Annotated in this window: 22 protein-coding genes and 3 pseudogenes; 14 read left to right on the plus strand and 11 right to left on the minus strand. The window is 65.3% G+C overall.

All coding sequences use genetic code 11. The features are described 5' to 3' along the window. Window positions 1-135: 135 nt before the first annotated feature. Together ACQ86E_RS01910 and ACQ86E_RS01915 are read left to right on the plus strand one after the other, a co-directional pair. A pseudogene (locus ACQ86E_RS01910) lies at window positions 136-2,917 on the plus strand (PAS domain S-box protein). Window positions 2,918-2,971: 54 nt separating this feature from the next. Further along, window positions 2,972-3,970 carry a P1 family peptidase gene (locus ACQ86E_RS01915; protein ID WP_431203961.1) on the plus strand — a complete coding sequence of 333 codons (999 nt, stop codon included), beginning with the start codon at window positions 2,972-2,974 and terminating at the stop codon, window positions 3,968-3,970. A gap of 20 nt (window positions 3,971-3,990) precedes the next feature. Here the strand turns inward: ACQ86E_RS01915 and ACQ86E_RS01920 are convergent, their stop codons facing one another. Continuing rightward, complete coding sequence (locus tag ACQ86E_RS01920; protein WP_431203962.1) at window positions 3,991-4,782, minus strand: EF-hand domain-containing protein; 792 nt, start codon at window positions 4,780-4,782, stop codon at window positions 3,991-3,993. 252 nt (window positions 4,783-5,034) lie between these two features. On the opposite strand from ACQ86E_RS01920, the gene rpe reads away from it, so the two are divergent. The 5 genes from rpe (at window position 5,035) to ACQ86E_RS01945 (ending at window position 7,007) form a co-directional block, all read left to right on the plus strand. Further along, entirely contained in the window at window positions 5,035-5,736 is a 702-nt protein-coding gene (gene rpe, locus ACQ86E_RS01925) for a ribulose-phosphate 3-epimerase (protein ID WP_431203963.1), read from the plus strand. A 49-nt stretch (window positions 5,737-5,785) separates the two neighbouring features. Continuing rightward, window positions 5,786-6,040 (plus strand): hypothetical protein, encoded by a 255-nt coding sequence (locus ACQ86E_RS01930; protein WP_431203964.1) that lies wholly within the window; start codon window positions 5,786-5,788, stop codon window positions 6,038-6,040. Beyond that, the gene (locus ACQ86E_RS01935; RefSeq protein WP_431203965.1) at window positions 6,040-6,384 is read left to right on the plus strand and encodes a hypothetical protein; all 345 of its coding nucleotides are present in this window, start codon (window positions 6,040-6,042) and stop codon (window positions 6,382-6,384) included. Before ACQ86E_RS01930 ends, ACQ86E_RS01935 begins: the two co-directional genes overlap by 1 nt. 228 nt (window positions 6,385-6,612) lie before the next feature. Beyond that, on the plus strand, window positions 6,613-6,792 hold the full coding sequence (locus ACQ86E_RS01940; RefSeq protein ID WP_431203966.1) for a hypothetical protein: 180 nt from the start codon (window positions 6,613-6,615) through the stop codon (window positions 6,790-6,792). A 56-nt stretch (window positions 6,793-6,848) separates the two neighbouring features. Next, the gene (locus ACQ86E_RS01945; protein WP_240536168.1) at window positions 6,849-7,007 is read left to right on the plus strand and encodes a hypothetical protein; all 159 of its coding nucleotides are present in this window, start codon (window positions 6,849-6,851) and stop codon (window positions 7,005-7,007) included. A 6-nt stretch (window positions 7,008-7,013) separates the two neighbouring features. On the opposite strand, the gene ACQ86E_RS01950 is transcribed toward ACQ86E_RS01945, so the two are convergent. The 5 genes from ACQ86E_RS01950 to ACQ86E_RS01970 form a co-directional block, all read right to left on the minus strand. Continuing rightward, window positions 7,014-8,447 (minus strand): protein kinase domain-containing protein, encoded by a 1,434-nt coding sequence (locus tag ACQ86E_RS01950; RefSeq protein ID WP_431203967.1) that lies wholly within the window; start codon window positions 8,445-8,447, stop codon window positions 7,014-7,016. A gap of 6 nt (window positions 8,448-8,453) precedes the next feature. Then, entirely contained in the window at window positions 8,454-9,194 is a 741-nt protein-coding gene (locus ACQ86E_RS01955; RefSeq protein ID WP_431203968.1) for a metallophosphoesterase family protein, read from the minus strand. Window positions 9,195-9,311: 117 nt separating this feature from the next. Then, the gene (locus ACQ86E_RS01960) at window positions 9,312-9,917 is read right to left on the minus strand and encodes a hypothetical protein (protein ID WP_431203969.1); all 606 of its coding nucleotides are present in this window, start codon (window positions 9,915-9,917) and stop codon (window positions 9,312-9,314) included. Continuing rightward, on the minus strand, window positions 9,910-10,596 hold the full coding sequence (locus ACQ86E_RS01965; protein ID WP_431203970.1) for a hypothetical protein: 687 nt from the start codon (window positions 10,594-10,596) through the stop codon (window positions 9,910-9,912). Before ACQ86E_RS01965 ends, ACQ86E_RS01960 begins: the two co-directional genes overlap by 8 nt. After that, window positions 10,593-11,408, minus strand: a complete 816-nt coding sequence (locus ACQ86E_RS01970; protein ID WP_431203971.1) for a MotA/TolQ/ExbB proton channel family protein — start codon at window positions 11,406-11,408, stop codon at window positions 10,593-10,595. The genes ACQ86E_RS01965 and ACQ86E_RS01970 overlap by 4 nt, the downstream gene beginning before the upstream one ends. A gap of 200 nt (window positions 11,409-11,608) precedes the next feature. On the opposite strand from ACQ86E_RS01970, the gene ACQ86E_RS01975 reads away from it, so the two are divergent. Together ACQ86E_RS01975 and ACQ86E_RS01980 are read left to right on the plus strand one after the other, a co-directional pair. After that, a complete protein-coding gene (locus tag ACQ86E_RS01975; protein ID WP_431203972.1) occupies window positions 11,609-12,979 on the plus strand; it encodes a histidine kinase in 1,371 nt (456 codons plus the stop codon). Between the two features lie 7 nt (window positions 12,980-12,986). Beyond that, on the plus strand, window positions 12,987-13,640 hold the full coding sequence (locus tag ACQ86E_RS01980) for a response regulator (RefSeq protein WP_431203973.1): 654 nt from the start codon (window positions 12,987-12,989) through the stop codon (window positions 13,638-13,640). A 16-nt stretch (window positions 13,641-13,656) separates the two neighbouring features. On the opposite strand, the gene ACQ86E_RS01985 is transcribed toward ACQ86E_RS01980, so the two are convergent. Next, window positions 13,657-14,241: a TetR family transcriptional regulator gene (locus ACQ86E_RS01985; protein ID WP_143840688.1), complete on the minus strand. Its 585-nt coding sequence runs from the start codon at window positions 14,239-14,241 to the stop codon at window positions 13,657-13,659. Between the two features lie 573 nt (window positions 14,242-14,814). Between ACQ86E_RS01985 and purB the strand changes: the two genes are divergently transcribed. Together purB and ACQ86E_RS01995 are read left to right on the plus strand one after the other, a co-directional pair. Further along, complete coding sequence (gene purB / locus ACQ86E_RS01990; RefSeq protein ID WP_431203974.1) at window positions 14,815-16,122, plus strand: adenylosuccinate lyase; 1,308 nt, start codon at window positions 14,815-14,817, stop codon at window positions 16,120-16,122. A 49-nt stretch (window positions 16,123-16,171) separates the two neighbouring features. Further along, complete coding sequence (locus ACQ86E_RS01995; protein ID WP_431203975.1) at window positions 16,172-17,344, plus strand: M20 aminoacylase family protein; 1,173 nt, start codon at window positions 16,172-16,174, stop codon at window positions 17,342-17,344. Between the two features lie 54 nt (window positions 17,345-17,398). On the opposite strand, the gene ACQ86E_RS02000 is transcribed toward ACQ86E_RS01995, so the two are convergent. The 4 genes and pseudogenes from ACQ86E_RS02000 to ACQ86E_RS02015 form a co-directional block, all read right to left on the minus strand. After that, window positions 17,399-19,243, minus strand: a complete 1,845-nt coding sequence (locus tag ACQ86E_RS02000) for a caspase family protein (protein WP_431206371.1) — start codon at window positions 19,241-19,243, stop codon at window positions 17,399-17,401. A gap of 172 nt (window positions 19,244-19,415) precedes the next feature. Further along, window positions 19,416-21,323: an acyl-CoA synthetase gene (locus ACQ86E_RS02005; protein WP_431203976.1), complete on the minus strand. Its 1,908-nt coding sequence runs from the start codon at window positions 21,321-21,323 to the stop codon at window positions 19,416-19,418. A 170-nt stretch (window positions 21,324-21,493) separates the two neighbouring features. Then, entirely contained in the window at window positions 21,494-22,267 is a 774-nt protein-coding gene (locus tag ACQ86E_RS02010; RefSeq protein ID WP_431203977.1) for a LysR substrate-binding domain-containing protein, read from the minus strand. Window positions 22,268-22,328: 61 nt separating this feature from the next. Continuing rightward, window positions 22,329-22,397 (minus strand): annotated as a pseudogene (locus ACQ86E_RS02015) (hypothetical protein); the annotation flags it as partial. A 161-nt stretch (window positions 22,398-22,558) separates the two neighbouring features. Between ACQ86E_RS02015 and ACQ86E_RS02020 the strand changes: the two are divergent. The 3 genes and pseudogenes from ACQ86E_RS02020 to ACQ86E_RS02030 all read left to right on the plus strand — a co-directional run. Next, a complete protein-coding gene (locus tag ACQ86E_RS02020) occupies window positions 22,559-23,779 on the plus strand; it encodes an amino acid ABC transporter substrate-binding protein (protein ID WP_431203978.1) in 1,221 nt (406 codons plus the stop codon). 15 nt (window positions 23,780-23,794) lie between these two features. Beyond that, window positions 23,795-24,661 carry a branched-chain amino acid ABC transporter permease gene (locus ACQ86E_RS02025; protein ID WP_431203979.1) on the plus strand — a complete coding sequence of 289 codons (867 nt, stop codon included), beginning with the start codon at window positions 23,795-23,797 and terminating at the stop codon, window positions 24,659-24,661. After that, window positions 24,658-24,951: pseudogene (locus ACQ86E_RS02030) on the plus strand (ABC transporter permease subunit); the annotation flags it as partial. The gene ACQ86E_RS02025 and the pseudogene ACQ86E_RS02030, both read left to right, overlap by 4 nt. Between the last annotated feature and the right edge of the window lie 12 nt (window positions 24,952-24,963).

Raw genomic sequence — 24,963 nt, forward strand, 5'->3', positions numbered from 1 at the left:
CTGTAACCCTCGGTTGAGTCGCAAGCGCTTTCTGTCAGGATGCGCGCCCGGAGCCGGCTACCATGACGGAAGCTGCTGTCCCGGACGGAAGAGATTGACGTACGAGGTCACCATGCCGGCTTGCGAGAGATCAACGTGCTAGCCCCCGCCGACCGGAGCACCTTCCTTTCGACCTTGTCGGCCACGCAGAGCGATCGCAAGGCGGCCTTGGCGATCGTCGGCATCTCCGCGATCCTGTTCGCGCTGGCCGTGCCGTTTGCGGGCACGCCGCTGGCGCAGGTGCCGGCGTTCGTGGCGAGCTATCAGTCGGCGCTCGCGGTCAGCGACATCATCACCGCCGTTCTTCTGCTGTCACAGGTCGCCGTGCTGCGCAGCCGTGCGCTGCAACTGCTGGCGACAGGCTATCTGTTCACGGCGGCGGCCGCTGTGACCCACGCCCTCACCTTCCCCGGGCTGTTCGCCCCGGCCGGACTGTTCGGTGCCGGCCCGCAAACCACCGTCTGGCTCTACATGATCTGGCATGGCGGCTTCCCGCTGTTCGTGCTGGCCTACGGCTGGCTGAAGGACGGCAATGGCGGAAACAGGATCACGGGCTCGACGGCGTCCGCGGTCGCACTTTCCGTCGCCAGCGTGCTCGCCGCGATGACCGTGTTCGCCTGGCTCGTAACTGCGCAGCATGGCCTGCTGCCGGTCCTGCTGAAGGATGGCCGCTACACCACCACCATGATCGGGGTGGTGTCGTTCGTCTGGTCCCTGAGCTTTGCGGCGCTGATCACGCTGTGGTTCCGCAGGCCGCACACGGTGATCGACGTCTGGCTCATGGTCACGATGTGCGCCTGGCTGTTCGACATCGCCCTGTCGGCAATCGTCAACGTCGCCCGCTATGATCTCGGCTTCTACGCCGGCCGCCTCTACGGCCTCTGCGCTGCGAGCTTCGTGCTTGCCGTACTGCTGATCGAGAACGTCCGCCTCCAGGCGCAAACGGTCGGCCTCGTCGGCAAACTTCGGCAGCAATCGGCCTCGGATCGCGACTTCTACGGCAAGCGCCTGGCGCTCTACGGCGCCGTGGTCGAGTCCTCCAACGACGCCATCATCACCGAGTCACTCGACGGCATCATCACGGGCTGGAACAATGCTGCCGAGCATCTGTTCGGCTACACCGCCGCCGAGGCCATCGGCCAGTCGATCTACCTGGTCGTGCCGGAGGAGCGTAAGGCCGAGGCCAGGGGTATTCTCAACCGCATCAGCGACAACGAGACGATCGCCCAGCACGAGACGATCCGCATTCGCAAGGACGGCCGCCAACTCGACGTCGTCCTGAATGTCTCGCCACTGCGATCGGACAGCGGCGAGATCATCGGCGCCTCCAAGATCGCCCATGACATCACCGAGGAGAAGCAAGCCAGGGAGAAACTGCGCCGCGAGACCGAAGAGCGCCAGCGCATCTTCGAGACCTCGCAGGATCTGATTCTGGTCACCGACGGTTTTGGCAATTTCGTGCAGGTCAGCCCCAGCGTGAAGGACATTCTCGGCTATAGCCCGGACGACATGATCGGGCACAGCGCGACCGAGTTCATTCACCCCGACGATCTCGACAAGACACGCAACGAGATGCGCGCGGCGCGGCGCGGCGCGGTCAAGCGCAGCTTCGAGGCGCGCTACTATCACGACGACGGTCACGAGGTCACGCTGAACTGGATGGGTACCTGGTCGGAACCGGTGAAGCGCCATTTCTTCATCGGCCGTGACCTGACCGACAAGCAGGCCGCCGAGGCCCAGTTTCGACAAGTCCAGAAGATGGACTCGATCGGCCAATTGACCGGCGGGGTCGCCCACGATTTCAACAATGTGCTGACCGTCATCACCGGCACGATCGGCATCCTGGCCGACGCCGTGGCCGACCGCCCCGAACTCGCCGCCATCACCAAGCTGATCGACGATGCCGCCGAGCGCGGCGCGCAACTGACCAAGCACCTGCTCGCCTTTGCCCGCAAGCAGCCGCTTCAACCGCGCGAGATCGACGTCAACGCGCTGACGCTCGAGGCCGCCAAGCTGCTGCATCCGACCCTCGGCGAGCAGATCACCATCATGCCGCAACTCACCGAGGACGCCTGGCCGGCATTGATCGACCCCGGTCAGCTCTCGACCGCAATCCTCAATCTCGCGCTGAATGCGCGTGACGCCATGCCCGACGGCGGCACCCTGGTGCTGGAAACCCGCAACGTCTTCCTCGACGACGGTTACGCCAGCATGAATCCCGACGTCCTCGCCGGCAATTACGTGATGATCGCGGTCAGCGACACCGGCACGGGCATTCCGCCTGACCTGATCGAGCGGGTGTTCGATCCCTTCTTCACGACCAAGGAAGTCGGCAAGGGCACCGGCCTCGGGCTCAGTATGGTGTTCGGCTTCGTCAAGCAGTCGGGCGGCCACATCAAGATTTACAGCGAGGAAGGCCACGGCACGAGCGTGAAGATCTACCTGCCACGCTCGAGCCGGCGTGCAGGAGACCGAATTCGAGGCGCTTCAGAACGTGCCCATCACCGGCGGCGACGAGCGAATCCTCATCGTCGAGGACGACGCGCTGGTGCGGCAGTACGTCATGACCCAGGTCAAGAGCCTCGGCTACACCGCGCTGGAAGCGGCCAACGCGGCCGAAGCCCTCGTCATCATCGACGCCGACGAGGACATCGACCTGCTCTTCACCGACATCATCATGCCCGGCAACATGAACGGCCGGCAGCTCGCCGACGAGGCGGCACGGCGGCGCCCCGACCTGAAGACGCTGTTCACCTCGGGATATACCGAAAACGCCATCGTCCATCACGGCAGGCTCGATTCCGGCGTGCTGCTGCTGGCCAAGCCCTACCGCAAGTCCGAGCTCGCCAAGATGCTCAGAACGGCGCTGGCGAGTTGAGCCCGCGACATCGGTGCGCTATCGCTAACGGCTGCAGCGCATGGAGTGCCGGCCTTGAAAAATCTGCTCACCGATGTCGCCGGCGTCCGCGTCGGCCATGCCCATGATGCGAAGCTCGCTTCGGGCACGACCGCGATCATTTTCGACCAACCGGCGGTCGCGGCAATCGACGTGCGCGGCGGCGGCCCCGGCACGCGCGAGGACGCGATGCTGGACCTTGCCAGCACGGTCGAGCGCGTTGACGCGATTGCGCTGTCCGGCGGCTCCGCCTTCGGCATCGATGCCGGCGGCGGCACCCAGGCCTGGCTGGCCGAGCAAGGCCGCGGCTTCCGGATCCGCGAGGCGGTGATCCCGATCGTGCCGGGCGCGATCGTGTTCGACCTGCTCAATGGCGGCGACAAGAATTGGGGGCGCTTTGCGCCCTATCGCGACCTCGGCTACGCCGCGGCAGTGGCCGCTGGCGACGACTTCGCGCTGGGCAGCGTCGGCGCGGGCCTGGGGGCCACCACCGCGACCTTCAAGGGCGGGCTCGGCTCGGCTTCAGCCGTGCTGGCCAATGGCATCAAGGTCGCCGCAATCATCGTCGTCAACGCAGTCGGCAGCGCAACCGTCGGCGAAGGGCCGTGGTTCTGGGCGGCGCCGTTCGAAGACAACGGCGAGTTCGGCGGGCGCGGCCTGCCGCCCAAATTCACGCAGGACATGCTGGCGATGCGCATCAAGGGCGGCCCTGCCGCGAGCGCGCGCGAAAACACCACGATCGGCCTTGTCGTTACCGATGCTACGCTGACCAAGGCGCAGGCCAAGCGGCTAGCGATGATCGCGCATACCGGATTTGCGCGTGCGATCTATCCGGTGCATGCACCGACTGATGGAGATGTGCTGTTTGCGGCCGCGACCTGCGAGAAGCCGATCGAGCCGCTGGTCGGTCTCACCGAGCTCGGCACGGTGGCTGCCAACGTGGTCGCACGCGCGATCGCGCGCGGCGTGTACAATGCGACGGCGCTGCCGTTCCCCGGCGCGCTGCCAGCGTGGAAGGACAGGTTCGGCGGATAACGGCGGCGGCGCTGAAAACGTCAGACGCTCATCGACATGGACGAGCCGGCGGGCGCCGAGGCGCCTTGCCCCTGCCCGCCTTGCCGCTGCATCAACTGCGCGAACAGATCATAGGCCGAATTGGCGGAGGAGCTGGAGGCGCCCGGCACCGTCGTCGACATCTTGAAGCCGTCGGCATAAGTGACGGTGGTGGTGGACGAGCCGTCGGCGGCGGTCGTCGTGGTCGAGGTCGATCCGCCGCTGGACTGCGACGACGAATCCGATCCATCGCCCGAACCGCTGGCACCTTGCGCGTGGTGACCGTGATGGCCGCTCTTCAGCGCCTTCGACATCTCATCCAGGCTGACGCCGCCGTCGGAGTCCGAATCCATTTTCGAGAAGACGTCGTCCGCCTTCGCGAGGCTGGTGCCGCCGGCTCCCAGCGCGTTCTCGAACTCGGATTTGGTGATCTTGCCGTCGCCGTCGCCATCGATCTGCGAGAACAGGTCCTTCAGCGCCGCATCCCGGCTGGTCGACGTCGAGGAGGTCGAGCTGGATGAGGTCGAACTGGCGGTGCTGTTCGTGCTGGTGGACGACTGGCTTTGCGCGGCGAACAGAGCGTTCATCGTCTCCGGAGATATCTGCGGAGTTTTGCCCGCATTGACCGAAGAGGTCGCGCCGGTCGTCGTGTTGCTGCCGCTGTCGATCGCGAACGGATTCGTCGTCGATTTCTGCGAAGACCCCGTCTTCTGAGTCGACGAGGACGATTTCGAGTTCGTCAGCGACTGGATCGCGTCGAGTGCACTCGATACCGCGCCAAGGGCGAACAACATTGCACAACTCCAACCGATGCGGCACGCCGCAGCCAATGTTCTGGCGGTGAAGTCAGCAAGCGTCGTGCCAGCGCGAAAAACTCAATGAAATCCGGCGTCCGTGCGTTTGGCGCAGCCCGGGAACACCGGCAATTCATGCCGGGCGCGGCAGAAATTTCCGCCCACAGGAAGCTCACCGCCCCTGCATTGCCCGGCCGGGAGGCCCATGTTAGGCGAGCATCATCCTTCACGGCCGCCACGGGACACCGCGCCATGACCCAAGCCTTCGCCCCCCGCCCCCTGGCCATCGCGCCCTCGATCCTGGCCTCGGACTTCTCGAAGCTCGGCGAAGAGGTCCGGGCGGTCGACGCCGCTGGCGCTGACTGGATCCATCTCGACGTGATGGACGGGCACTTCGTTCCAAACATCTCCTACGGCCCCGATGTCATCAAGGCGATGCGCCCGCACACCAGGAAGATCTTCGACGCGCATCTGATGATCTCGCCCTGCGATCCCTATCTCGAGGCCTTCGCGAAGGCCGGCTGCGACCACATCACCGTGCATGCGGAGGCCGGACCCCATCTGCACCGCTCGCTCCAGGCCATCCGCGCGCTCGGCAAGAAGGCCGGCGTCTCGCTCAACCCGGGCACGCCGATCAGCGTGCTCGAATACGTCATCGACCTCGTCGACCTCGTGCTGGTGATGTCGGTCAATCCCGGCTTCGGCGGCCAGGCCTTCATCCCCTCCGCGATCGGCAAGATCCGCGACATCCGCGCGATGACCGCGGGGCGTCCTGTTGACATCGAGGTCGATGGCGGTGTCGGCCCCGACGTCGCAGGCCCGCTTGCCGCGGCGGGCGCCAACGCCTTCGTCGCTGGCACCTCCGTGTTCAGGGGCGGCACCCATGAGGCCTACAAGACCAACATCGCGGCGATCCGCAACGCGGCGGCAACGGCACGCGGCGAAGCCATCTGACAGCCATTTGCGGTCCGAACCGGCCTTGCGGCCGCTGCGACCAATGGCAATGGACGAAATCCGCGCCACTCCGTTTTCCGCAGTCCTGCGGCGTTTGCGCGTCCTGTCCCTGGAGGACGGGGAGCAGGTGGTCTGGCAGGGCCAGCCCGACGGCGTCGCCCGCATGATCATGTGGCGATTTCTCTGGTGGATCGGATTCCCCTGGCTGTTGCTGACCGTCATCGCCATCAGAAACGGTTGGATCGACCAAGCGGCCCAACCTCTCGTGATGCTCGGAGTTGCGATGGTTGCGGCCCCCTGGTGATGCTGCTGCAAGACCTGCAGACGCTCTATCTGATCACCGATCGCCGCGCGCTGATCCTGCGAACGGCCTGGGGCAGACGGACGGTGAGCCAGACGCCATTCCAGGCGATGGACGCGGAGTTCGAAATTCTCGACATCGGCGGTGGCGCCGGTCACCTCAACTTCGCGTCGGGTCGATCGACCCATTCGCCCGATACCGACTACACCGGCCGCTACGGATTTCGCTGTGTTCGAGACGCTCCGCGCGTTCGGGATGTCCTCGAAGGCGCGCGCGCAGACCAGATGCGACGATCGCACGCGGGAAAAACTGCGGCTCTTACGGGGGTTGCGGCGCGTAATGCCTAAATTGCAACCTCGGTCCGTACTCCTCCGGACTTCCCTGATTCGCGCAAATCACCGTTAGTGATTCCTGCCTGTTTTCGCGGGAGCACATCATGACGACGACCCTGGTTTGGACTGGCGTGGCGTTGTGGATCGGTTTTTGTGCGTTTGTCGTGTTTGGCCCGTCGGCCGGACCAGTCCAGGTCCCGGCACGTTCGGCACGTCACACCCGCCCTCATCGGGTCTGACCCCATGCAGATCGTCCTCGTGAAGCGTCAACCGAAACGCCGGTGTCGCATCCCGCGGCGTCCGCATCCGAGCCTCGATGATTTCTTCGGCCGGCTCGAACGCACCGAAGGCGAGATGCGCGACGACACCGGATCCGACACGGCGGACCCGGATTATCCGTTCCGGTCACCGCGCCGGCATTGAAATTCTTGATTGGACCAAGATTGATGAAACCGCACTGCCCGAACTGCCTGAAGGAAATGACCAAGACATCCGCGTCGCGCAACCTGTTCAACTGCGAGCCCTGCCGCGAGATCATCCAGTATTTCGGCGGCAGTGCGGATCACGGCGAGCCCGGTCCCCAGTTCTCCTGGCCCATCCGCCGCAAGCGCTCCGTCCAGACCGCCCACGCGGCCTGAGCCTTCCTATCCCCACACCACGCCGGCGTCTGGTTTGGCTGCAGCCATCCGCTGTGGCCGCACCACGGTGACGGTGCAGGTCGCCTCCGCAGCCACCTTGGCCGAGACGCTGCCCAGCCAGGTACGTCGGAACGAATTTTGCCGCGCCCCGATGATGAGATGGTCGACCGAGTTCATCTCGGCGAATTCCAGCAGCGCCGTGGCGGGATCAACCGACTCCAGCACGTGAACGGACAACCGGCTTTCATCCAGCTTCAAGGGCGTCGCCCAGTGCCGGAGGGCAACGAGCCGATCAATGTGCTTGTTGGAGCCTTGCTCATCCAGCGTCTTGTCGATGGCGATACGGTTGAGCTTCAACACGTTGACACAGGCAAGTCGCGCTGACGGAAGCGTTGCGAGGATCCGCTCCGTGGTCACGCGTAATGCCTCGTTCAGCTCCGGCTCACCTTCCACCGTATCGAGCGCGACCGCGAGAATCGGGCTCGACGCGATCTGCTCTGCGACGTCCGATTTGGCACGGGGCGCCATGACGCCCTGGTTGAAGCGGCGCCGCCAGGCGACGCTCCAGCGATCGCGATTCATCCGCTCCGAACGCGCGGTCAGCCTGACCTGGTTCGGATGGGCCAGATCGAAGGCGAGCTGGGACGCAGTGGGGTAACGCCGGACCGGCTCGATCTCCAAACATCGCAGCACCACCTCCTGCAGCCAAGGTGGATAGTCGGCGCGCAATTTGCGCGGCGGATGCGGATCGCGCCACAGCCTGCGCCGCATCGCGCGCAGCGTCTCGCCCTCTCCGAACGGCCGCTCGCCTGTCGTGAAGAAGTAGAGCAGCACGCCGAGCGAGAACAGATCGCTGCGCGGATCGTCGCGCACGCCGAGCAGCCGTTCCGGCGCCATATAGGGCGCGGTGCCGTAAGGCAGTCGGAATTCCTCCTGCAACAAATCCGGCAGATGGTTGTGGTGCGACAGGCCGTAATCGATCAGCACGGCTTCACCGCTATCGCGGAACATGATGCTGCTCGGCTTGATGTCGTGATGGATCACGTTCTGCCGGTGCAGATCGGCCAACGCGGCCGCGATCTTCGACACCAGCAGCCGCGCCTCCTCGTAAGGCAGCGGCAAGTCCGGCAACCGCTTGTAGAGCGTGATGCCCGGAATGCGCTCGATCACGGCATAGGCCTGGTGCGCGAAATCGCCGGTGCCGAAGCAGGCCGGCACATGCGGCCCCGCGAGCCGCGGCAGGATCATCATCTCCATCTCGAAGGAGACGATCGCGGCGGGGTCCTCGCCCTCCGACACCCGCGGGATCTTCATCAGCAGCGGCACGTCGATGCCGGGATGAGTGACGGCCCACAGCGTCGCCATGCCGCCGGCATGGACGCATTCGCCGATGGTGTAGCCGTCGATCACCGCGCCTGATTTGACCAGAGGTTTGGGCATCGGCCGCTAGCGCCCCTGCGACAGGCGATCGGCCAGCCAGGACGGCAGGCCATTCTCGCGGATCTTGTTCGCAGCGCTCGCGATGTCATAGGGCGCGCGGCAATAGGTGATCTCGCACGACTCCGTGTCGAACAGCACGAAGGCTGCGGACGGATCGCCGTCGCGGGGCTGGCCGACCGAGCCCAGCACCGCCAGCCATTGCCGCCCGCGCAGGAGCTGCACGGGGACGTCGGTCTTCGGCACGAAGTTCGTCATCTTCGCCGTCACCGACATCGAATAGAGCGCGGGGCGATGGACGTGGCCGCAGAAGGTGACATGGGCGGGGGTCGAGATCAGGCTCTTGGCCGCGTCGGCGGTGGCACGGACATAGTGCCACCGCGTCGGCTGTGAAGCCTCCGCGTGGACGTAAAAGCGCTCCTTCTCGTCGACCGTCATCGGCAGTTCTGCCAGAAAGCGCCGCTGTGCGACGTCGAGCCGCCCGCGGGTCCATTCGATCGCGATCTGCGCCTCGGCATTCATGGTCTCGGTCGTGGTGCTGACGGCTTCATCATGATTGCCGCGAACCGCAACGGCCCCCTGGGCCGCCAGCTCCATCGCGGTGTCCACGACCCATTCGGGATCCGCGCCATAGCCGACGAAATCGCCGAGCAGGACGAACCGCTCCGCGCCTTTCGCACGCGCCGCCTTCAGGCACGCCTCGAACGCCTGCCGGTTGCCGTGGATATCCGAGAAAACAGCGAGAAGCACGCACCCTCCACCCTCAGACTCTTATTCGAAGCCGGTAAGGCCAAATTGAGGGAGGTCAACAGGATGCGCCAGTGCGGAACGGTTTACCAGCGCAGCTCCGCGGGGATGGTGAAGAGGCTATTGCTCGTCCTTTGGCGGCATCCGGGGCGGCGGCAGCGGCGTGAACAGGGCGCCCTGCGCGCCGGCCGGCGGCGCAATGAATTCACCGGTCGAGGAATCGCCGCCGGTGGTCTCCATGATCGTCTTGGGCGTCACATATTCCCGGACCATGTCGATCAGGCTGCCGTCGCCGCCGCCGAAATCCGCCGCGCGCCCGCCCTGCGGATGTCCCAGCGCGATCTCGTTCTCGGCTGCGTGGGTCTTGTCGGCCAGCCTGTCATTGTAGGGCACACGGAAGGCCCGGGGGATGCCGCTCGGACGATTGTCCGCGTCGAGCTGCTCGACCCAGAGGTAGACCGAGCCGGGATCGCCCTCCAGCGAATGCGGCTCGACGATGCGGGCCTTGAGCAGCTTGAAGGAGGTGGGCAGCCGGTCCGTGCTGGCCCAGCCGAGCAGCCCGCGCATTTCAGTGAAGCTGACGACATAGAAAGCGCTGGTCACGACCACCGCCACCGCCTTCAGCGACCAATGCAGCCGCGCATAGACCAGCACGACCAGCAGCAGCGCGCCGATGACGGCGTAGGCGACCGACAGCGTGAGGATCACCGTTTGCAGACTAGTCACGGCGCACCCTCACGGCGTTCTTGCTCACACCGGTGCTCGGGTCGAGATCGGCCCCGTTGCGCCAGGTGCTGCGAAAGGTCTCCAGCAGCGATTTCGGCCGCTGGCTCACATCGACGACTTTGCCCTCGGCGTCGAGCCGGAACCGCACCGCCGTCTTCTCGTCGCCGGTGTGGTCGAGCGTGAACTTGTTGTCGAACACCACCTGCGCCGTCGGATTGAGTTTCTGTACCTTCACATTCGCCGTCACGGGCTCGCCGGTCGTGGCGACGAAATGCGAGACGTTGACGGTGTATTCGCCCGGAATGATGCCGCGCAGCGTGACGATCTCTTCGCGGATGGGCGAAGCGATCTTCTTGCCGTTGACCATGATGAAATCGTTGGCGCCGCCGCGGTCGTCGCGGTCGAGCGTGAGGAAGCCGGCCTCGCGATGGCGATACCAGGCGATGTTGCCGGCGGGATCCTGCACGAACAGGTCGAGATCGTCGGGGTGGCTGTCTGGCCAGTCCAGCGTGATCATGAACTCCGCCTTGGAGTCGATCTTGCCGTCCTTGGCATCCGGCGAGACCGCGAGCAGCGCGAGGAAGAACAGGAACGCGATCACCTGGAGCGCCTTGAACAGCATCACCCCCAGCGGATCGAACGGCTCCTCGCGCGGATAGAGACCAAAGTCGTCCATCATGACGAGGTTCCAGCGCCTTTAAGTTCAACGCCTTTAAGTTCGACGCCTTTGAGTTCAACGCCTTGGCGCTCCAGCACCGGCGTCACATAGGTCTCGGTCAGCACCACCGCGTCCGAGAACACCCGCTGGGTCGCGGTATCCAGCATGTAGTACTGGATGCGGACCAGGATCGAGCCGACCAGGCCCGCCAGCGTCGTGTACATCGCGACCGCCATGCCGTCGCTCATCAGCCCCATCGATGAGCGCATCGCGACCTTGTCGGCGGCATCGAGCCCCGCGATCGGCGCCAGCATGATGATGAAGCCGACAATGGTGCCGAGCAATCCGAGCTTCATCAGCGTGTCCGAGACGAACGCACCGAAACCGTTGGAGCCCCTCAGGCGGTCGGCGAGTGTCCTCAGCAGGAGTGTCTGGTCGACCCGCCGGTAGTCCTGCGCAGCGGCCTTGGTCACCAGGCTCTCGATGTGGTCCCGCACGAGCCCGTGCGGCAGCGTCGCCGCGCCCGCATCCAGCGCCTTGCTGCCCCCTGGCGCCGCGAGCAGCGCTCGGCAGCGCCGGGCCGCTGCGCCTTCACGGGCGATCACCCGCGTGCGCAGGAAGCAGTGACCACAGGTCAGAACATAAAGCAGCGCGATCACGCTGGAGATGTAGGTGCGGTCCGATGCCAGCATCAGACGGATGAGGCCGAACCTCCACAGCAGAACGACGGCGAAGACCGAAAGCCCGGTGAAGATCATCCAGAACAGCAGCGCGCTGCGCTCGGACGGGTCGGCAGCAGAGCCCGCGATCGGCCCAATCGTCATCGAACTCATGCTGCACTGCTCCTGGCTTGCAAGGACTGACCTGCAACGCTTCCTCTCCGATTAGATCAAATTCGCCGCGCCCCGTCCAAAGAGCCATGCCCAATCCGGCTTGGGAAATTTGCCCGACCTGCGACCCGGCCCGAACCCTGCAATTGGCAAGGCGCGGCGGCGTTGTTAGGCTGACCCTACCAAACGTTGAGGGTGATCGCATGCGCCTCGTGCTTCAGCTCGTCGCCCGTCTGCTTCTCATCGTCGCGCTCTGCCTTGGCGCGGCAACCGTGTGGGCCACGTTCGACGCCTATCGCAGTATCGACCGGGCGACGGCCGCCTCGGCGCAGCGGGTCGCGCATGCGCTTCAGGCGCTGTACTGGCAGGAACTCCTGTTGCGCAGCAGCAGAGCGCGCGAGCATCTGTTGCCGGTTCCGGACTGGCGCACCCTCGATATGATGAAGCTGATCTCCCCGGGCGTCTGCGTCGAGTTCCAGCCGGCCGCGGCATTCGAAAAGCCGCTCTGCGGCCAGAGCCAGGGCATCGGCAAGACGCCGCCGCGCTGGTTCGCCTCGATCGTGCCGACCTTCCTCGGCAGCCACGCCGAGGTCGTGCGCCCCGTCAGTCCGCGCGCCGCGGCGGCCGGCGCCGTCGTCGCGACGCCGGACGCAGCGGCCGCGATCTCGCTCGCCTGGGAGTACATCCTCAACGTGATCGACGTCGCGCTGCTGATGGCGGTGGCGATCGCGCTTCTGGCCTCGATTGCGATTGCGCATGCGCTGGCGCCGGCGCGCACCATCGTCACTGCGCTCCAGCGCATGGCGCGCGGCCATTACCGCACGAAGCTGCCGCGCTTCCGTTCGATGGAGCTTGCGATGATCGGCGGCGCCGTCAGCCAGCTCGGCGGCCGGCTGGAAGAAGCGACCGAGCAGCGCGCGGCGCTGACCAGGCGCCTGATCGAGATCCGCGACGATGAGCGCCGCGCGCTCGCCCGCGAGCTGCACGACGAGTTCGGGCAGAATCTCTCGGCCATACTCGCCTTCGCCAACACCATCGAGACGGCGAGTGCGAAGAAAGGCAAGGATATCGGCATCGTGCAGGACGCGCGCATGATCTCGCAGGCCACCCATCATCTGATGGCCTCGCTGCGCGATGCGCTCAAGCGCCTGCGCAATCCCCTGCCAGAGGAGCTCGGGCTCGAGGCCAGCCTCGTCAATCTCGTCGACAGCTGGCGTTCACAGAGCACGGCGCGGCCGACGATCCAGCTCGATCTCAGGGGCGATCTCACCGACATCAGCGGCACGGCTGCCACCACCGCCTATCGCATCGCCCAGGAATGCCTGACCAACGCGCTGCGCCACAGCTCGGCACGCGAGATTTCCTTGTGCGTCGAGCGGCGCGTGGGCGAGGACGATGCGCTTCTGATCCGCGTCGAGGATGACGGCGGCGGCGATGCGACGCGCGTTGCGCGGTCGGCCGGCTTCGGTCTCACCGGCATTCGCGAACGCGTGGCGGCCGCCGGCGGATCGCTGTCGATCCTGCCCGCCAGAGGCGGCCTGAGCGTCGCCGCCACCATCCCGCTCGCCGCGTGAGGCCGGGATGAGCGAAGTTACGGCGACAGGCATTTCCGTGCTGCTGGTGGACGATCATCCGATCGTGCGGCAAGGCTACCGGCGCGTGCTGGAAAGCCAGGGGAACCTTCACGTCGTGGCGGAAGCCGACAACGCCGCGGATGCCTACGCCGCCTTCAAGGCGCACGATCCCGACGTTGTCCTGCTGGATATCTCGATGCCCGGCGCGAGCGGACTGGAGGCGATCCGCAACATCTGCGCGTGGTCCCCGCGGGCGCGGATACTCGTCTTCACCATGCACAACGAGGCCGTGCTGGTGAAGGCCGCCTTCGGCGCGGGCGCTTCTGGCTTCGTCACCAAGAGCAGCGAACCGTCCGCGGTCGTCGCCGCGATCCGCAGCATCGCCAGCGGCGAACGCGCCATGAGCGACGACATCGCACATATTTTGGCCGAGGAGAGCCTGTCGCCGACCGGCTCAGTGCTGGATCAGTTGGGCGAGCGCGAGATTGAAATCCTGCGCCAGTTCGCCGGCGGCGCCACCACCGAGCAGATCGCGGCGCATCTCAATCTCAGTGTGAAAACGGTGCAGAACTATCACTACCTGATCAAGACCAAGACCGGTGCGCGCACGGACGCGCAACTCGTGCGGCTGGCCGCGGCGTGCGGACTGACGAGGATTTAGGAGAGGCTGAGGAAGTCTAGGCCTTCAACCCGCGCAGCAGCAGCGCCAGGGTCGCGTCCACGCGCGCCTGCAGATCCGCGTCCTTCCACTCGTCGGCATGGCCCGGATGATGGAATCGGCTGGTCGCATCGAAGACGGCGCGCGCTGTGGCCTTGACGTCGTCTACCGCGAAGACGCCCTGCGTGACGCCGTCGGCCAGGATCGCCGCGATCTGGTCGATCATGGTGTCCTTGTGGCACTTCACGGCAGCACAGGCTTCCCGCGCCAGTGTCAGATAGGTATCGAACATCTCGGGGTCGTCGAGCACGCGCGAACGCTTGGCGGCGAACAGGGTACGAAGCCAGCGGTCGAGCCGCACCGGCGCGGGGCCCTGCTCCTCGGCGATCGCCAGCAACGGCGCGTCGATGCGGTCCAACCAACGTTTGGCGACGGCCTCGCGCAACGAAGCCTTGCTCGGGAAGTGGCGATAGACGCTGCCGTGGCTCACATCGAGCGCACGGGCAACATCGACCACGGTGGCCTTGGCAAGTCCGTAACGCCGCAGCACGTCCTCGGTCACTTCGAGGATCCGCTCCGGCGTCAAGATAACGGCTTCATTCATGCCAGCACCATGTTCCCGTTGAGGGCTCAGTTACCCGGCGATGGGTGCTTTCCGAAGCGCCCGTGCCGGTCGTTCGGAAAGCTCTCGCCTTAATGAGGCAGTTTTGCAGCCTGCGCCGCGATCTGGCGCGCCACCAGCAAATTGAGCCAATGCCCAATCGTGCCGGTGAGATTGATGATTTCGGTCGTCATTGTCTCAAGTCTCCATTCGTCCGCGGTCCCCACCCCAAAATTACGCCCTGGATCCGCAGTCGTTACGAACCTCGAGCTCCCCGGGAGGGATCACCACGGGACGCCCAATCGGAGCGTCCGGGAACGGATATACACGTCTCGCTGACAGATTTCAATATCTGTCAGTCAATGATCCGTGATTGACAGTGAATATTTGCAGGTGGACCCCTCCTCCCTTGGGCCGTCCTGGCTTGCCGGGCCGGTGGAAAGCTCGGCGATCGCCCTCTCTGCGGCCCCAGACCGTTTGTTTCGCCCTGCCCGCTCTGCTAAATCACGGCGTAAAAAGCATTTTGGCAGGTCGCAGCCCCCTTGGGCCGCCCGCCCACCTATCTGGAGTCGTCCAATGATCCCCCGCTATACCCGTCCGGAAATGGCCTCGATCTGGGAGCCGCAGACCCGGTTCAAGATCTGGTTCGAGATCGAGGCGCATGCGGCGGATGCCCTCGCCGAGCTCGGGACGATCCCCAAGGAAGCCGCCAGGACGGTCTGGGCCAAGGCCAAAAACGCCACCTTTGACGTCGCCCGCATCGACGAGATCGAGCGCGAGACCAAGCACGACGTCATCGCCTTCCTGACCCACCTTGCCGAAATCGTCGGCCCCGAGGCGCGCTTCGTGCACCAGGGCATGACCTCCTCCGACGTGCTCGACACCTGCCTCAACGTCCAGCTCACCCGCGCCGCCGACCTGCTGCTCGCCGATCTCGACAAGGTGCTGGCCGCTCTGAAGAAGCGTGCCTTCGAGCACAAGATGACGCCGACCATCGGCCGGTCCCACGGCATCCATGCCGAGCCCGTCACCTTCGGCCTCAAGCTCGCCTATGCCTATGCCGAATTCTCGCGCGCCAAGGAGCGCCTGATCGCGGCGCGCAAGGAAGTGGCGACCTGCGCCATTTCCGGTGCCGTCGGCACCTTCGCGCAGATCGATCCGCGCGTCGAAGAGCACGTCGCCAAGGCGATGGGCCTCGTGCCCGAGCCGATCTCGACGCAGGTGATTCCGCGCGACCGTCACGCCATGTATTTCTCGACGCTCGGCGTGATCGCCTCGTCGGTCGAGCGCATCGCGGTCGAGATCCGCCACATGCAGCGCACCGAGGTGCTGGAGGCCGAGGAGTTCTTCTCCGAAGGGCGAAAGGGCTCGTCCGCGATGCCCCACAAGCGCAACCCGGTGCTGTCGGAAAACCTCACCGGTCTCTCCCGCATGGTGCGCGCCTATGTGACGCCGGCGCTGGAGAACGTCGTGCTCTGGCACGAGCGCGACATCTCGCACTCCTCCGCCGAGCGCATGATGGCCCCGGACGCGACCGTGACGCTCGACTTCGCGCTGGTGCGCCTTGCCGGTCTGATCGACAAGCTCTTGGTGTACCCCGCCAACATGCAGAAGAACCTCGACCGCCTCGGCGGCCTCGTGCATTCGCAGCGGGTGCTGCTGGCGCTCACGCAGAAGGGCGCGAGCCGCGAGGACGCCTACAAGCTTGTGCAGCGCAACGCGATGCCGGTCTGGCGCGGCGAAGGCGACTTCCTTGTTCTGCTGAAGAAGGACGCCGAGGTGAAGAAATATCTCACCGACGCCGAGATCGAGGAGCAGTTCGACCTCGGCTATCACCTCAAGCACGTCGACACGATCTTCAAGCGCGTGTTCGGAGAGTCGTAGAAATCTGCGTGACCCTTGCTGAAAACGACAACAAAACGGACCTCACCCCATGCCCATCGTCAACCGCGTTGCCGCCCTCTCCGACGAAATGGCCGCCTGGCGCCATGACTTCCACGAGAACCCGGAGCTGCTCTACGAAGTCCACCGCACCGCCGGCATCGTCGCCGATCGCTTGCGCGAGTTCGGCTGCGACGAGGTGGTGACGGGCATCGGCCGCACCGGCGTCGTCGGCGTGATCCGCGGCCGCAAATCGGCATCGGGCAAGACCATTGGCCTGCGCGCCGACATGGACGCGCTGCCGATCATGGAGACGTCCGGCGTCGCCTACGCCTCCAAGGTCCCCGGCAAGATGCACGCCTGCGGTCATGACGGCCACACCGCGATGCTGCTCGGTGCCGCCAAATATCTCACCGAGACGCGCAATTTCGACGGCACCGCGGTCGTGATCTTCCAGCCCGCCGAGGAAGGTGGCGGCGGCGGCAAGGCCATGGTCGAGGACGGGCTGATGACCCGCTGGAACATCCAGGAGGTCTACGGCATGCACAACATGCCCGGCCTGCCCGAGGGCCATTTCGCGACCACGCCCGGCGCGATGCTCGCCTCCTCCGACAACATCCAGATCATCGTCCACGGCAAGGGCGGCCACGCCGGCGCCAGTCCGCACAAGTCGGTCGACAGCGTGCTGATCGGCTCGCAGATCGTCAATGCGCTGCAGTCGATCGTCGCGCGCAACGTCGATCCGCTGAAGTCGGCCGTCATCTCGATCACGCAGTTCCACTCCGGTACCGCCTTCAACATCATCCCCGAAAGGGCGGAGCTCGGCGGCACCGTGCGCACGCTCGATCCTGAAGTGCGCGACCTCGTCGAGCGCCGCATCGGCGAAGTCGCCGACAGCATCGCCCGCGCCTATGGCGGCTCGGCCGAGACCAGATACACGCGGATGTATCCGGTGACGATGAACCATGCGCGCGAGGCCGGCCTTGCCGCCGACGTCGCCCGCGACATCGTCGGCACCGACCGCGTCAACGACAAATTCATTCCGATGATGGGCGCCGAAGACTTCTCCTTCATGCTGGAAGCGCGTCCCGGCGCGATGGTGCTGGTCGGCATGGGCGACGGCAACGAGTGCCACCACCCGGCCTATGTCTTCAACGACAACATTCTCGGCCACGGCGCATCGTTCTGGGCACGCCTGGTCGAGACGCGGATGCCGGCGGGATAGGACCGGGCTTCCAGGATGCGGGTAGATTGCAAAGCGTCTTCTACCCGCTGAATCTCAGTTGCAGACCTCGATGACGTTTCCCTGGCCGACCACTCCGGCGCCGGCTGCCCCTGTTCCAGATCCGGCGCTGGCGGCCACGACCCTGCATCCGGGGCGGACCGGACGACAGCCAGCCGCGCCACAATAGATCTGGCCCGATGACCGGGCTTGCGGACTCGTGGGCGCTGCTTCCTTCTGCTGACGCTCGCTATCGCGTTTCCTCAAATCCTCGCGCGTTGCAACCGGCTTCTTCTCCGGGATCTTCTCGCACTCATTGTCGTCGCCGACGCGATAGCCGGCGCGGCAGGTGATCTTGACGCATTGATCGCCGTCGGCCTTGAAGCCGAAATTGCACACCAGCGGGCAGACCCGTCCAGGCTTGGCCTTCAGCGCGTCGAGCGCATCGAGGCTTGCGAGCTTCGCGTCGAACTGGGTGCCGGCATATTTGTTGAACAGCGTCAGTGAGCGCTGTGACGCGGCGCTCCAGTCGCCATCGGCGGCGGCGGACAGGCAGCCGACGCGGCGCAATTCGGCCTGCACGGATTTCGCGAGGTCGGCCGCGGATAACGTGGACGCCGGCGCAGGCGCGAGCGCGGCCACTTTCTGGCTCTCGACTTCAGGCCGCTGCCGGTCGGCCGCCGGCGTTGCCGCTTGCTCGGCCTTCTCGGCGGCCTGTTTGGCGGCAAGCTCGGCCTTGGCCTTCTCCGCCGCCTGCTTCTCGGCCAGGGCTTTCGCAGCCGCCGCCTCGGCGATCTTGCGCTGCTGCTCGGCCGCGTCAGCCCTCGCCTGCTCGATCTGCTTCTGCTTCTCCGCCGCGATCCGGGCCTCTCCGGCGGCTTTCGCGGCAGCGGCCGCCTTCTCCTGCTCGGCCTTCTGGGCGCGCTCGGCGACGAGCCTCGCCTTTTCCTGTTCGGCCGCCTTCGCCTTTTGCTCGGCCGACGCGCGCGTTTCCTCGGCGGCGATCTTGTTCAACTGGCCCTTGGCGAGGTTGGCATAAAAGCCGTCGGGATACTGCGCGATGAACGCCTCCCAACCATCACGCGTGGCGAGTTGCAGCGCGAGTTCATAATCCCGACGAATGGCATCTTGCGGGTTGGCTTGCGGTCCCGTCACCGCGGGCCTAGCCGCAACCAGGGGCACGTCGTCGCCACCGAGCGAGCCGTAGACGAACGGCTCCTGCTTGTAGCCGGTCCGTTTGAGGACGTCGTCGCGAACGAAGCCGAACGCCTTGCGCAGATCGAGGCCCGGCTTGGGCAAATGCTCAGCGATCGCCGTAGCGAACGGGCTATTACGGGTGTCGCCGTCGGACGCGGTCGAACCCGCCTTCGCCGCGAAGGCAATCATTGTGTTGGGGCTTGTCGGCTCGACCTTGGCGAGCCCGCGGCCCATCGCGCGCGAGGCCAGCGTACGCTTCATCGTCCTGGCGAACGGGTTGTCGCGGCAGGCGTCGAGAATGATAAGGCGGAGCTGTTTGGCAGGCTCGACCGAGAATTGCACGCGCTCGACCGGAATGGTCTCGTCGAGAACGTCACCATCGCTCTCGAGTGCTGCGTCGGTCGGAATGAGATAGTTGTTTCCGTCGAGCTCGATACCGTGGCCGGCATAATACACCACCGCCACATCGGCATCGCGCGTCCGGCCAGCAAATTCCCGCAATGCGCGCCGCATGTCGCTGGCATTGAGATCCAACCTGACGTCGACGGAGTCGAAGCCGGCCAACTTGAACATGCTACCGACCAGGGTGGCGTCGTTGACGGGATTGCCGAGCTTGGGGGCGCTCTTGTAGGCGGAGTTGCCGATCACCAGCGCCACGCGCTTCTCGGCCTGCGCCGGTGCGCAGGAAAAGCCGATCGCAAACATCAATAAGGCAAATAGCCGAAGCGGAATCACGTGTGTCCCCGCGAATGCAATTCCATGAGTTTATGCAAAAGCTTACCTGATGCCAATTTTTCCCTATGTGACAACCCTCACACTTCGGGACGTGGCGAATGGTCACGCCAAGTTGAGCCACGACAAGCTTGCGCGACAAGGTCTACCCCTGCACCACCTCGTGCCGCATCACGAACGGGTCGAGCAGCGTGTGCACCTCCCCCGCGACGACCTCGTGCTGATCCGCCGGCAGGCCCGCGAGCGTCACGGTGGCGATCGAGCCGTGGCTGCCGTGGGCGCCGACCTTCACCTTGCAATCGATGCCGCGCGCGATAATCGGTGTCAGCACTCTGGTGAAGACGCGTTGCGCTGCGTCCCAACGCAGCTGCGGCTTGAACACCTTGCCGACGCCGGTGACCGGCATCGGGTCGATCGCGATGACCTGCACCGGGACAGCGGCGCGCTCAGGCGTGCGCTCACGGACCCAATTCTCGAGCTCACCCGGCTCGACCTTGGCGCCCGGCTTCAGTTGCACGTACCCCACCGGCAGTTCGCCGGCATAGGCGTCGGGCTGGCCGACCACGGCGGCAAATCCGACCGCGGGGTGCTGGAACATGATCTCCTCGATCGGCGCCGGATCGATATTGTGACCGCCGCGGATCACGAGATCCTTGGCGCGGCCGGTGATCCACAGATAGCCGTCGGCATCGAGCCGGCCGAGGTCGCCGGAATTGACCCAGACATCGTCGACGAACGCGCCCCTGTTGTGCTCGTTATTGAGATAGCCGCCGAACACGCCCGGCCCTGCCATGATGACGACGCCGATCTCGTCGGGTGCGCAGTCGCGGATCAGCCGGCCGTCGGCATCGAGCTGCACGATGCGCACGCGCGCGTAAGGCATCGGCAGCCCTACCGAACCGAGCCTGATCGGCCGCGACGGATAGGCCAGCGTGTGCACGCTCGACGTCTCGGTCATGCCGTAGACCTCGACCACCGGCAGCTTGAGCTTCTCCTGGATCGCCGAGCCGACCGCGACGGGGATCGCCGAGCCGCCGCCGGCTGCATATTTCAGGCTGGAGATATCGGCGTTGCCCGGCGGCACGCCGAGCGTCGCCGCCAGCACCGTCGGCACGCTCGACAGCGCTTCAGGCTTGAAGCGCTCCACCAGGCTCCAGATGTTCTTCACCGCATTGGGATTGCGCCAGCCGCTCGGCGAGAGCACGACCAGCGAGCCGCCGCTCGACAGCGTCGTAAGCACCTGGGTCAGCGATCCGCCGACATGAAACAGCGGCATGCCGAACAGCATGTTGGCGCCGGGCTTCGACTTCAGCAGGAGATTAAGCGCCCAGGCCTGATAGACCTGATTGGCGTGAGTGTGCCGAACCAGCTTCGGCGTGCCGGTGGTACCGCCGGTATGGAAATAGGCGGCGACGTCGCTACCGGAAATCCTGCGCCCGCTGACCAGGCGGTCGGACGGCTGCTGCTTGATCAAATCGTTGAAGGCAAAGACTCCCTGCGCCGGATCGCCGCCGCCGAACACCTGCACGATCGCCTTGAGATGTTTCAACTGCGGACGGATCTGCTCGACCTTCTGCCAGATGTCGGTACCCGGCATCGGCCCGAGCGCCACGAGGACCTTTGTGTTCGCGGCTTCCAGGATCTCGGCGATCTGATGCGGCTCCAGCAGCGGATTGACGGGATTGGCGATGCCCGCGGCTTCCGCGCCGAACAGCGTCACGAAGGCGTCTGGCACCAGGGGCAGCATGAAGCTGACGACATCACCCTTCTCCACGCAGAGGGCGTGAAACATGTTGGCCGCCTGCGTCACGCGCGCGATGAAGTCGCGGTAGGTGACCACGACGGGCGTATCGGCCGGATCGGCATTTTGCAGGAACTGGATCGCGGCGCCGTCGGGGTTGCACTCGGCACCGAGCCTGATGGCGTCGTAGGTGCTCTCGGCCGCGACGCGTTTCGCGTAGGGGACCTGCTCGAAGGCCCGGACCTCTTCGTCCGTCGAAAGCTCCGGATAGTCGTTGCCGATAAGGCGATCGAGCGCGTGGATGCCCGCCATGGAATTCCGTCCTCCCTCAGATGCATTTCCCCGCCCCCTGTCTTTTGACATTTTGGTGTGGCGAGGCCTCGACCGATTGGCCGGTCAAGCGGGAAGCACAATGATGGATGATTTGGCGTTCGTCCATGGGGCTGGCCGTGCACGAATCGAGAGGCGGCACGCTGGCACCGTCACTCTCGCGAGGCCTTCATCCGCCCGATCAGCAGATCGGCCACCAGCCTGCCCGACGGCGACATGTTGCGGCCGGCAAGCTGAACCAGCGTCACCTGCGTGGCTTCCAGTCGCTTGTCACGCAAGGGGACGGCAACCAGCCGGCCGGCTTCGATCGACGGCATGGCAGTATCACGCGGCAGGAACGTCGCCAGATCGGTGCGCGCGGCCAGTGTCTGGGCAAAGGCCAGCGAGTTCGTCTCGTTGCAGATCTCCAGCCGCACCTTGGCATTGGCGCAGGCACGATCGATCTCCTGCCGGATGCCGAAGGATGGATCGGGCACCACGACGCGCAGGCCGGCCAGCTCCTTGACCGAGCAGCTGTCGCGGTGGGCCAGCGAATGCTTCGGAGACACGATCAGGCACAGCGACTGGCGCATGCGCGCCAGCTCGATCAGCTCGCGGCGCGGTGCGCGTCCGAACACCAGCCCGAGATCGACCTCGTTGCGGCTGACCATCTCGGCCACCGCGCGCGAGCCCACCACGGTCATCGAGGTCGAGATGCCGGGATAGTTGGCGGACAGATCAATCACGAAATTGGACAGGAAGTTCGTGACCATGCCTTCGACGGCCGCGAACTTGACCTGGCCGCGGCGCATGGTCTCGAATTCCTGCACCTTGACCCGGATGCCGTCGAGCTGGTGGCGGTTCTCGACTGCGTAGCGATAGAGCAACCGGCCTGCATCGGTCAGCATCATGCCGCGCGCCCCGCGTTCGAACAGCTTGACCGACAACTCCTCCTCGAGCCGCCTGGACCTGCCGGCTGATGGCGCTCGGCGCGATCCGGAGCGCTGTTGCGGCCTGCTTGATCGAACCGCTTTCGGTCACTTCGCGAAAATATCGGATGGCAGCGGACTCGATCACAAGCGGGCCTTCCCTGATGAACCGGCGCTGCCCAACAGGACGGCAGGGGGCTGGCTAGCGTTCTAATTATTCGATCCAAGACCTCTAATTTCAATGCTTTTATTCGAATGGTGGATTTGCCATGCTTGAGCGCAGAGACACCGCCATGGAGAATTCCTGAGATGAATCAGTCGTGGGTTGCTCGCCGCGTCCGTCGATCCATTCCGTTGAGCGCTGCGGTGCTGGCGCTCGGAGCGCAATTGTCCGCCGCCTCCGCCGAGGACGTCATCCGCTTCGGCGCGCCGCTGCCGATCACCGGCGCGCTGGCGCCCGAGGCGGTCAAGCAGCAACAGGGCTACGATCTCTGGGCCGAGCAGGCCAACAAGGCCGGCGGTATCTCGGTCGGCGGCAAGAAGTACAAGGTGCAGATCGTCTACACCGACTATCAGTCGAACACGCCGCGCGCGGTGCAGGCCACCGAGCAGATGATCAGCCAGGACAACGTCAACTTCATGTTCGGCGCCTTCGGCTCGGGCGCCGCGAAGGCGGCCAGCACCGTGTCCGAGAAGTACAAGGTGCCGACGCTGGCCGCGACCGCCTCGTCCTCGCAGGTCTACGACCAGGGTTACAAATACCTGTTCGGGACCTTCACGCCGAACGACACGCTTACCACGCCGCTGACCAAGATCATCAAGACCAAGGTCCCCGACGTGAAGAAGGTCGCGATCCTCGCCCGCAACGATCTGTTCCCGCTGGCGATCGCGCAGGAGATGGAGAAGTCGGCGAAGGCGGAAGGCTACGAGGTCGTCTATTCCGAGAAATATGCGATCGGCACGCTCGATCACTCCGCCGCCCTGTCGCAGATCAAGTCGCTGGCGCCGCAATGGATCTTCGTCACCGGTTACACCAACGACCTGCTGCTGGTGCGCAAGCAGATGGTCGACCAGCAGATGAAGGCGCCCGTCGTCACGATGATCGCAGGCCCCGCCTATCAGGAGTTCATTGACGCACTGGGACCTGCAGCCGAGAACGTCTCCAGCGCCGCCTGGTGGCACCCGGCCGAGCAATATGACGGCAAGGACATCTTCGGCACGACCGCGAATTTCGTGAAGCTGTTCAAGGCCAAGTACAACAGCGAGCCCGATTACGGCCAGGCCTCCGCCGCACTCTGCGGCGCGCTGTTCCAGATGGCGATCGAAAAGGCCGGCTCGCTCGACCGCGACAAGGTCCGCGACGAGCTCGCCAAGCTCGACGTCGTCACCTTCTTCGGTCCCGTGAAGTTCGGCGCCAACGGCCAGATCAACTCGCTCGATCCGCCGGTCTTCCAGATCCAGGGAGGCAAGCCCGTGGTGCTGTTTCCTCAGGCCATCAAGCAGGGCGATCTGAAAATCGGCGTGAACTGAGCCGGCCCGCCGCTCATGCAAGCCGCCCAGATCCTGATCAACGCACTCGTTCTGGGCTGCCTGTATGCCTGCATCGCGATCGGCTTCTCGCTGGTCTGGGGCGTCCTCAACGTCATCAACCTGATCCACGGCTCATTCATCGTGCTCGGCGCCTACCTGGCGTTCGGGCTCTACAACGCCCTGCATATCCCGCCCTGGTACGCCGTCATCGTCGCAGCGCCCCTGTTCTTCGCGCTGGGCTATCTGCTGCAGCGCCTGGTTCTCAACCGCGTCATCACGGCCCCCGTGCTGGTGACGCTGACGCTGACGTTCGGCCTCGACCTGATCCTCAACAACGCGATGATCTATTTCTTCAAGGCCGATTATCGCAAGCTGACGCTGACGCCGTCGCTGGGGTCGGTCTCCGTCCTCGATGTCGTCGTGCCGGTCGACCGCCTGATCGCGACCGCCGCGGCGCTCGCGCTGACCGGGCTGCTCTATCTGCTGCTGCGCCGTTCCAGGATCGGCCGCGCCATCGTCGCTGTCAGGCTCGACCGCGACGCCGCCGTGCTGATGGGCGTCAACGTGCCCTCGATCTACGCCATCGCCTTTGGCCTCGGTGCGGCGCTCGCGGGCTGCGCCGGCGTGCTGATGGCGCTGATCTTCCCGATCTCGCCGCTGACGTCGTCGGCCTATCTCGGCAAGGCCTTCGTGGTCTGCGTGCTCGGCGGCCTCGGCAGCGTCTCCGGGGCTCTCGCCGGCGGATTGTTGCTGGCGCTGGTCGAGGGCGTTGGATCGACCTTCCTCGGCCCGTCGCATGCGACCACGTTGTCGTTCGTCCTGCTGATCGTCTTCCTGGTGCTGCGGCCGCAGGGCCTGGTCGGTCGGAAGGGCTTTGAATGACCCGGAGCAACATCGCACTACTGGTCCTGATCGCGGCCGTCGCCGCGCTGCCGTTGTTCGGCGGCGCCTATGCGCTGAGGCTCGGCACCATCGCCTGTCTCTATGCGGTGCTGGCGCTGTCCTGGAATATCGTCGGCGGGCTCGCCGGTTATCCGTCCTTCGCGACGGCCGCGTTCTTCGGATACGGCGCCTATGCGGCCGGCGTCCTGCTCGGCCTGGGATGGCCGCTATGGGCGGCGGTCGCGTTTGCGACGCTGAGCGCGCTTGTCGCGGCCGCGGCACTCGGCGCCGTGCTGCTGCGT

The organism is Bradyrhizobium betae (genome assembly GCF_050632175.1).
Lineage (GTDB): Bacteria > Pseudomonadota > Alphaproteobacteria > Rhizobiales > Xanthobacteraceae > Bradyrhizobium > Bradyrhizobium betae_B.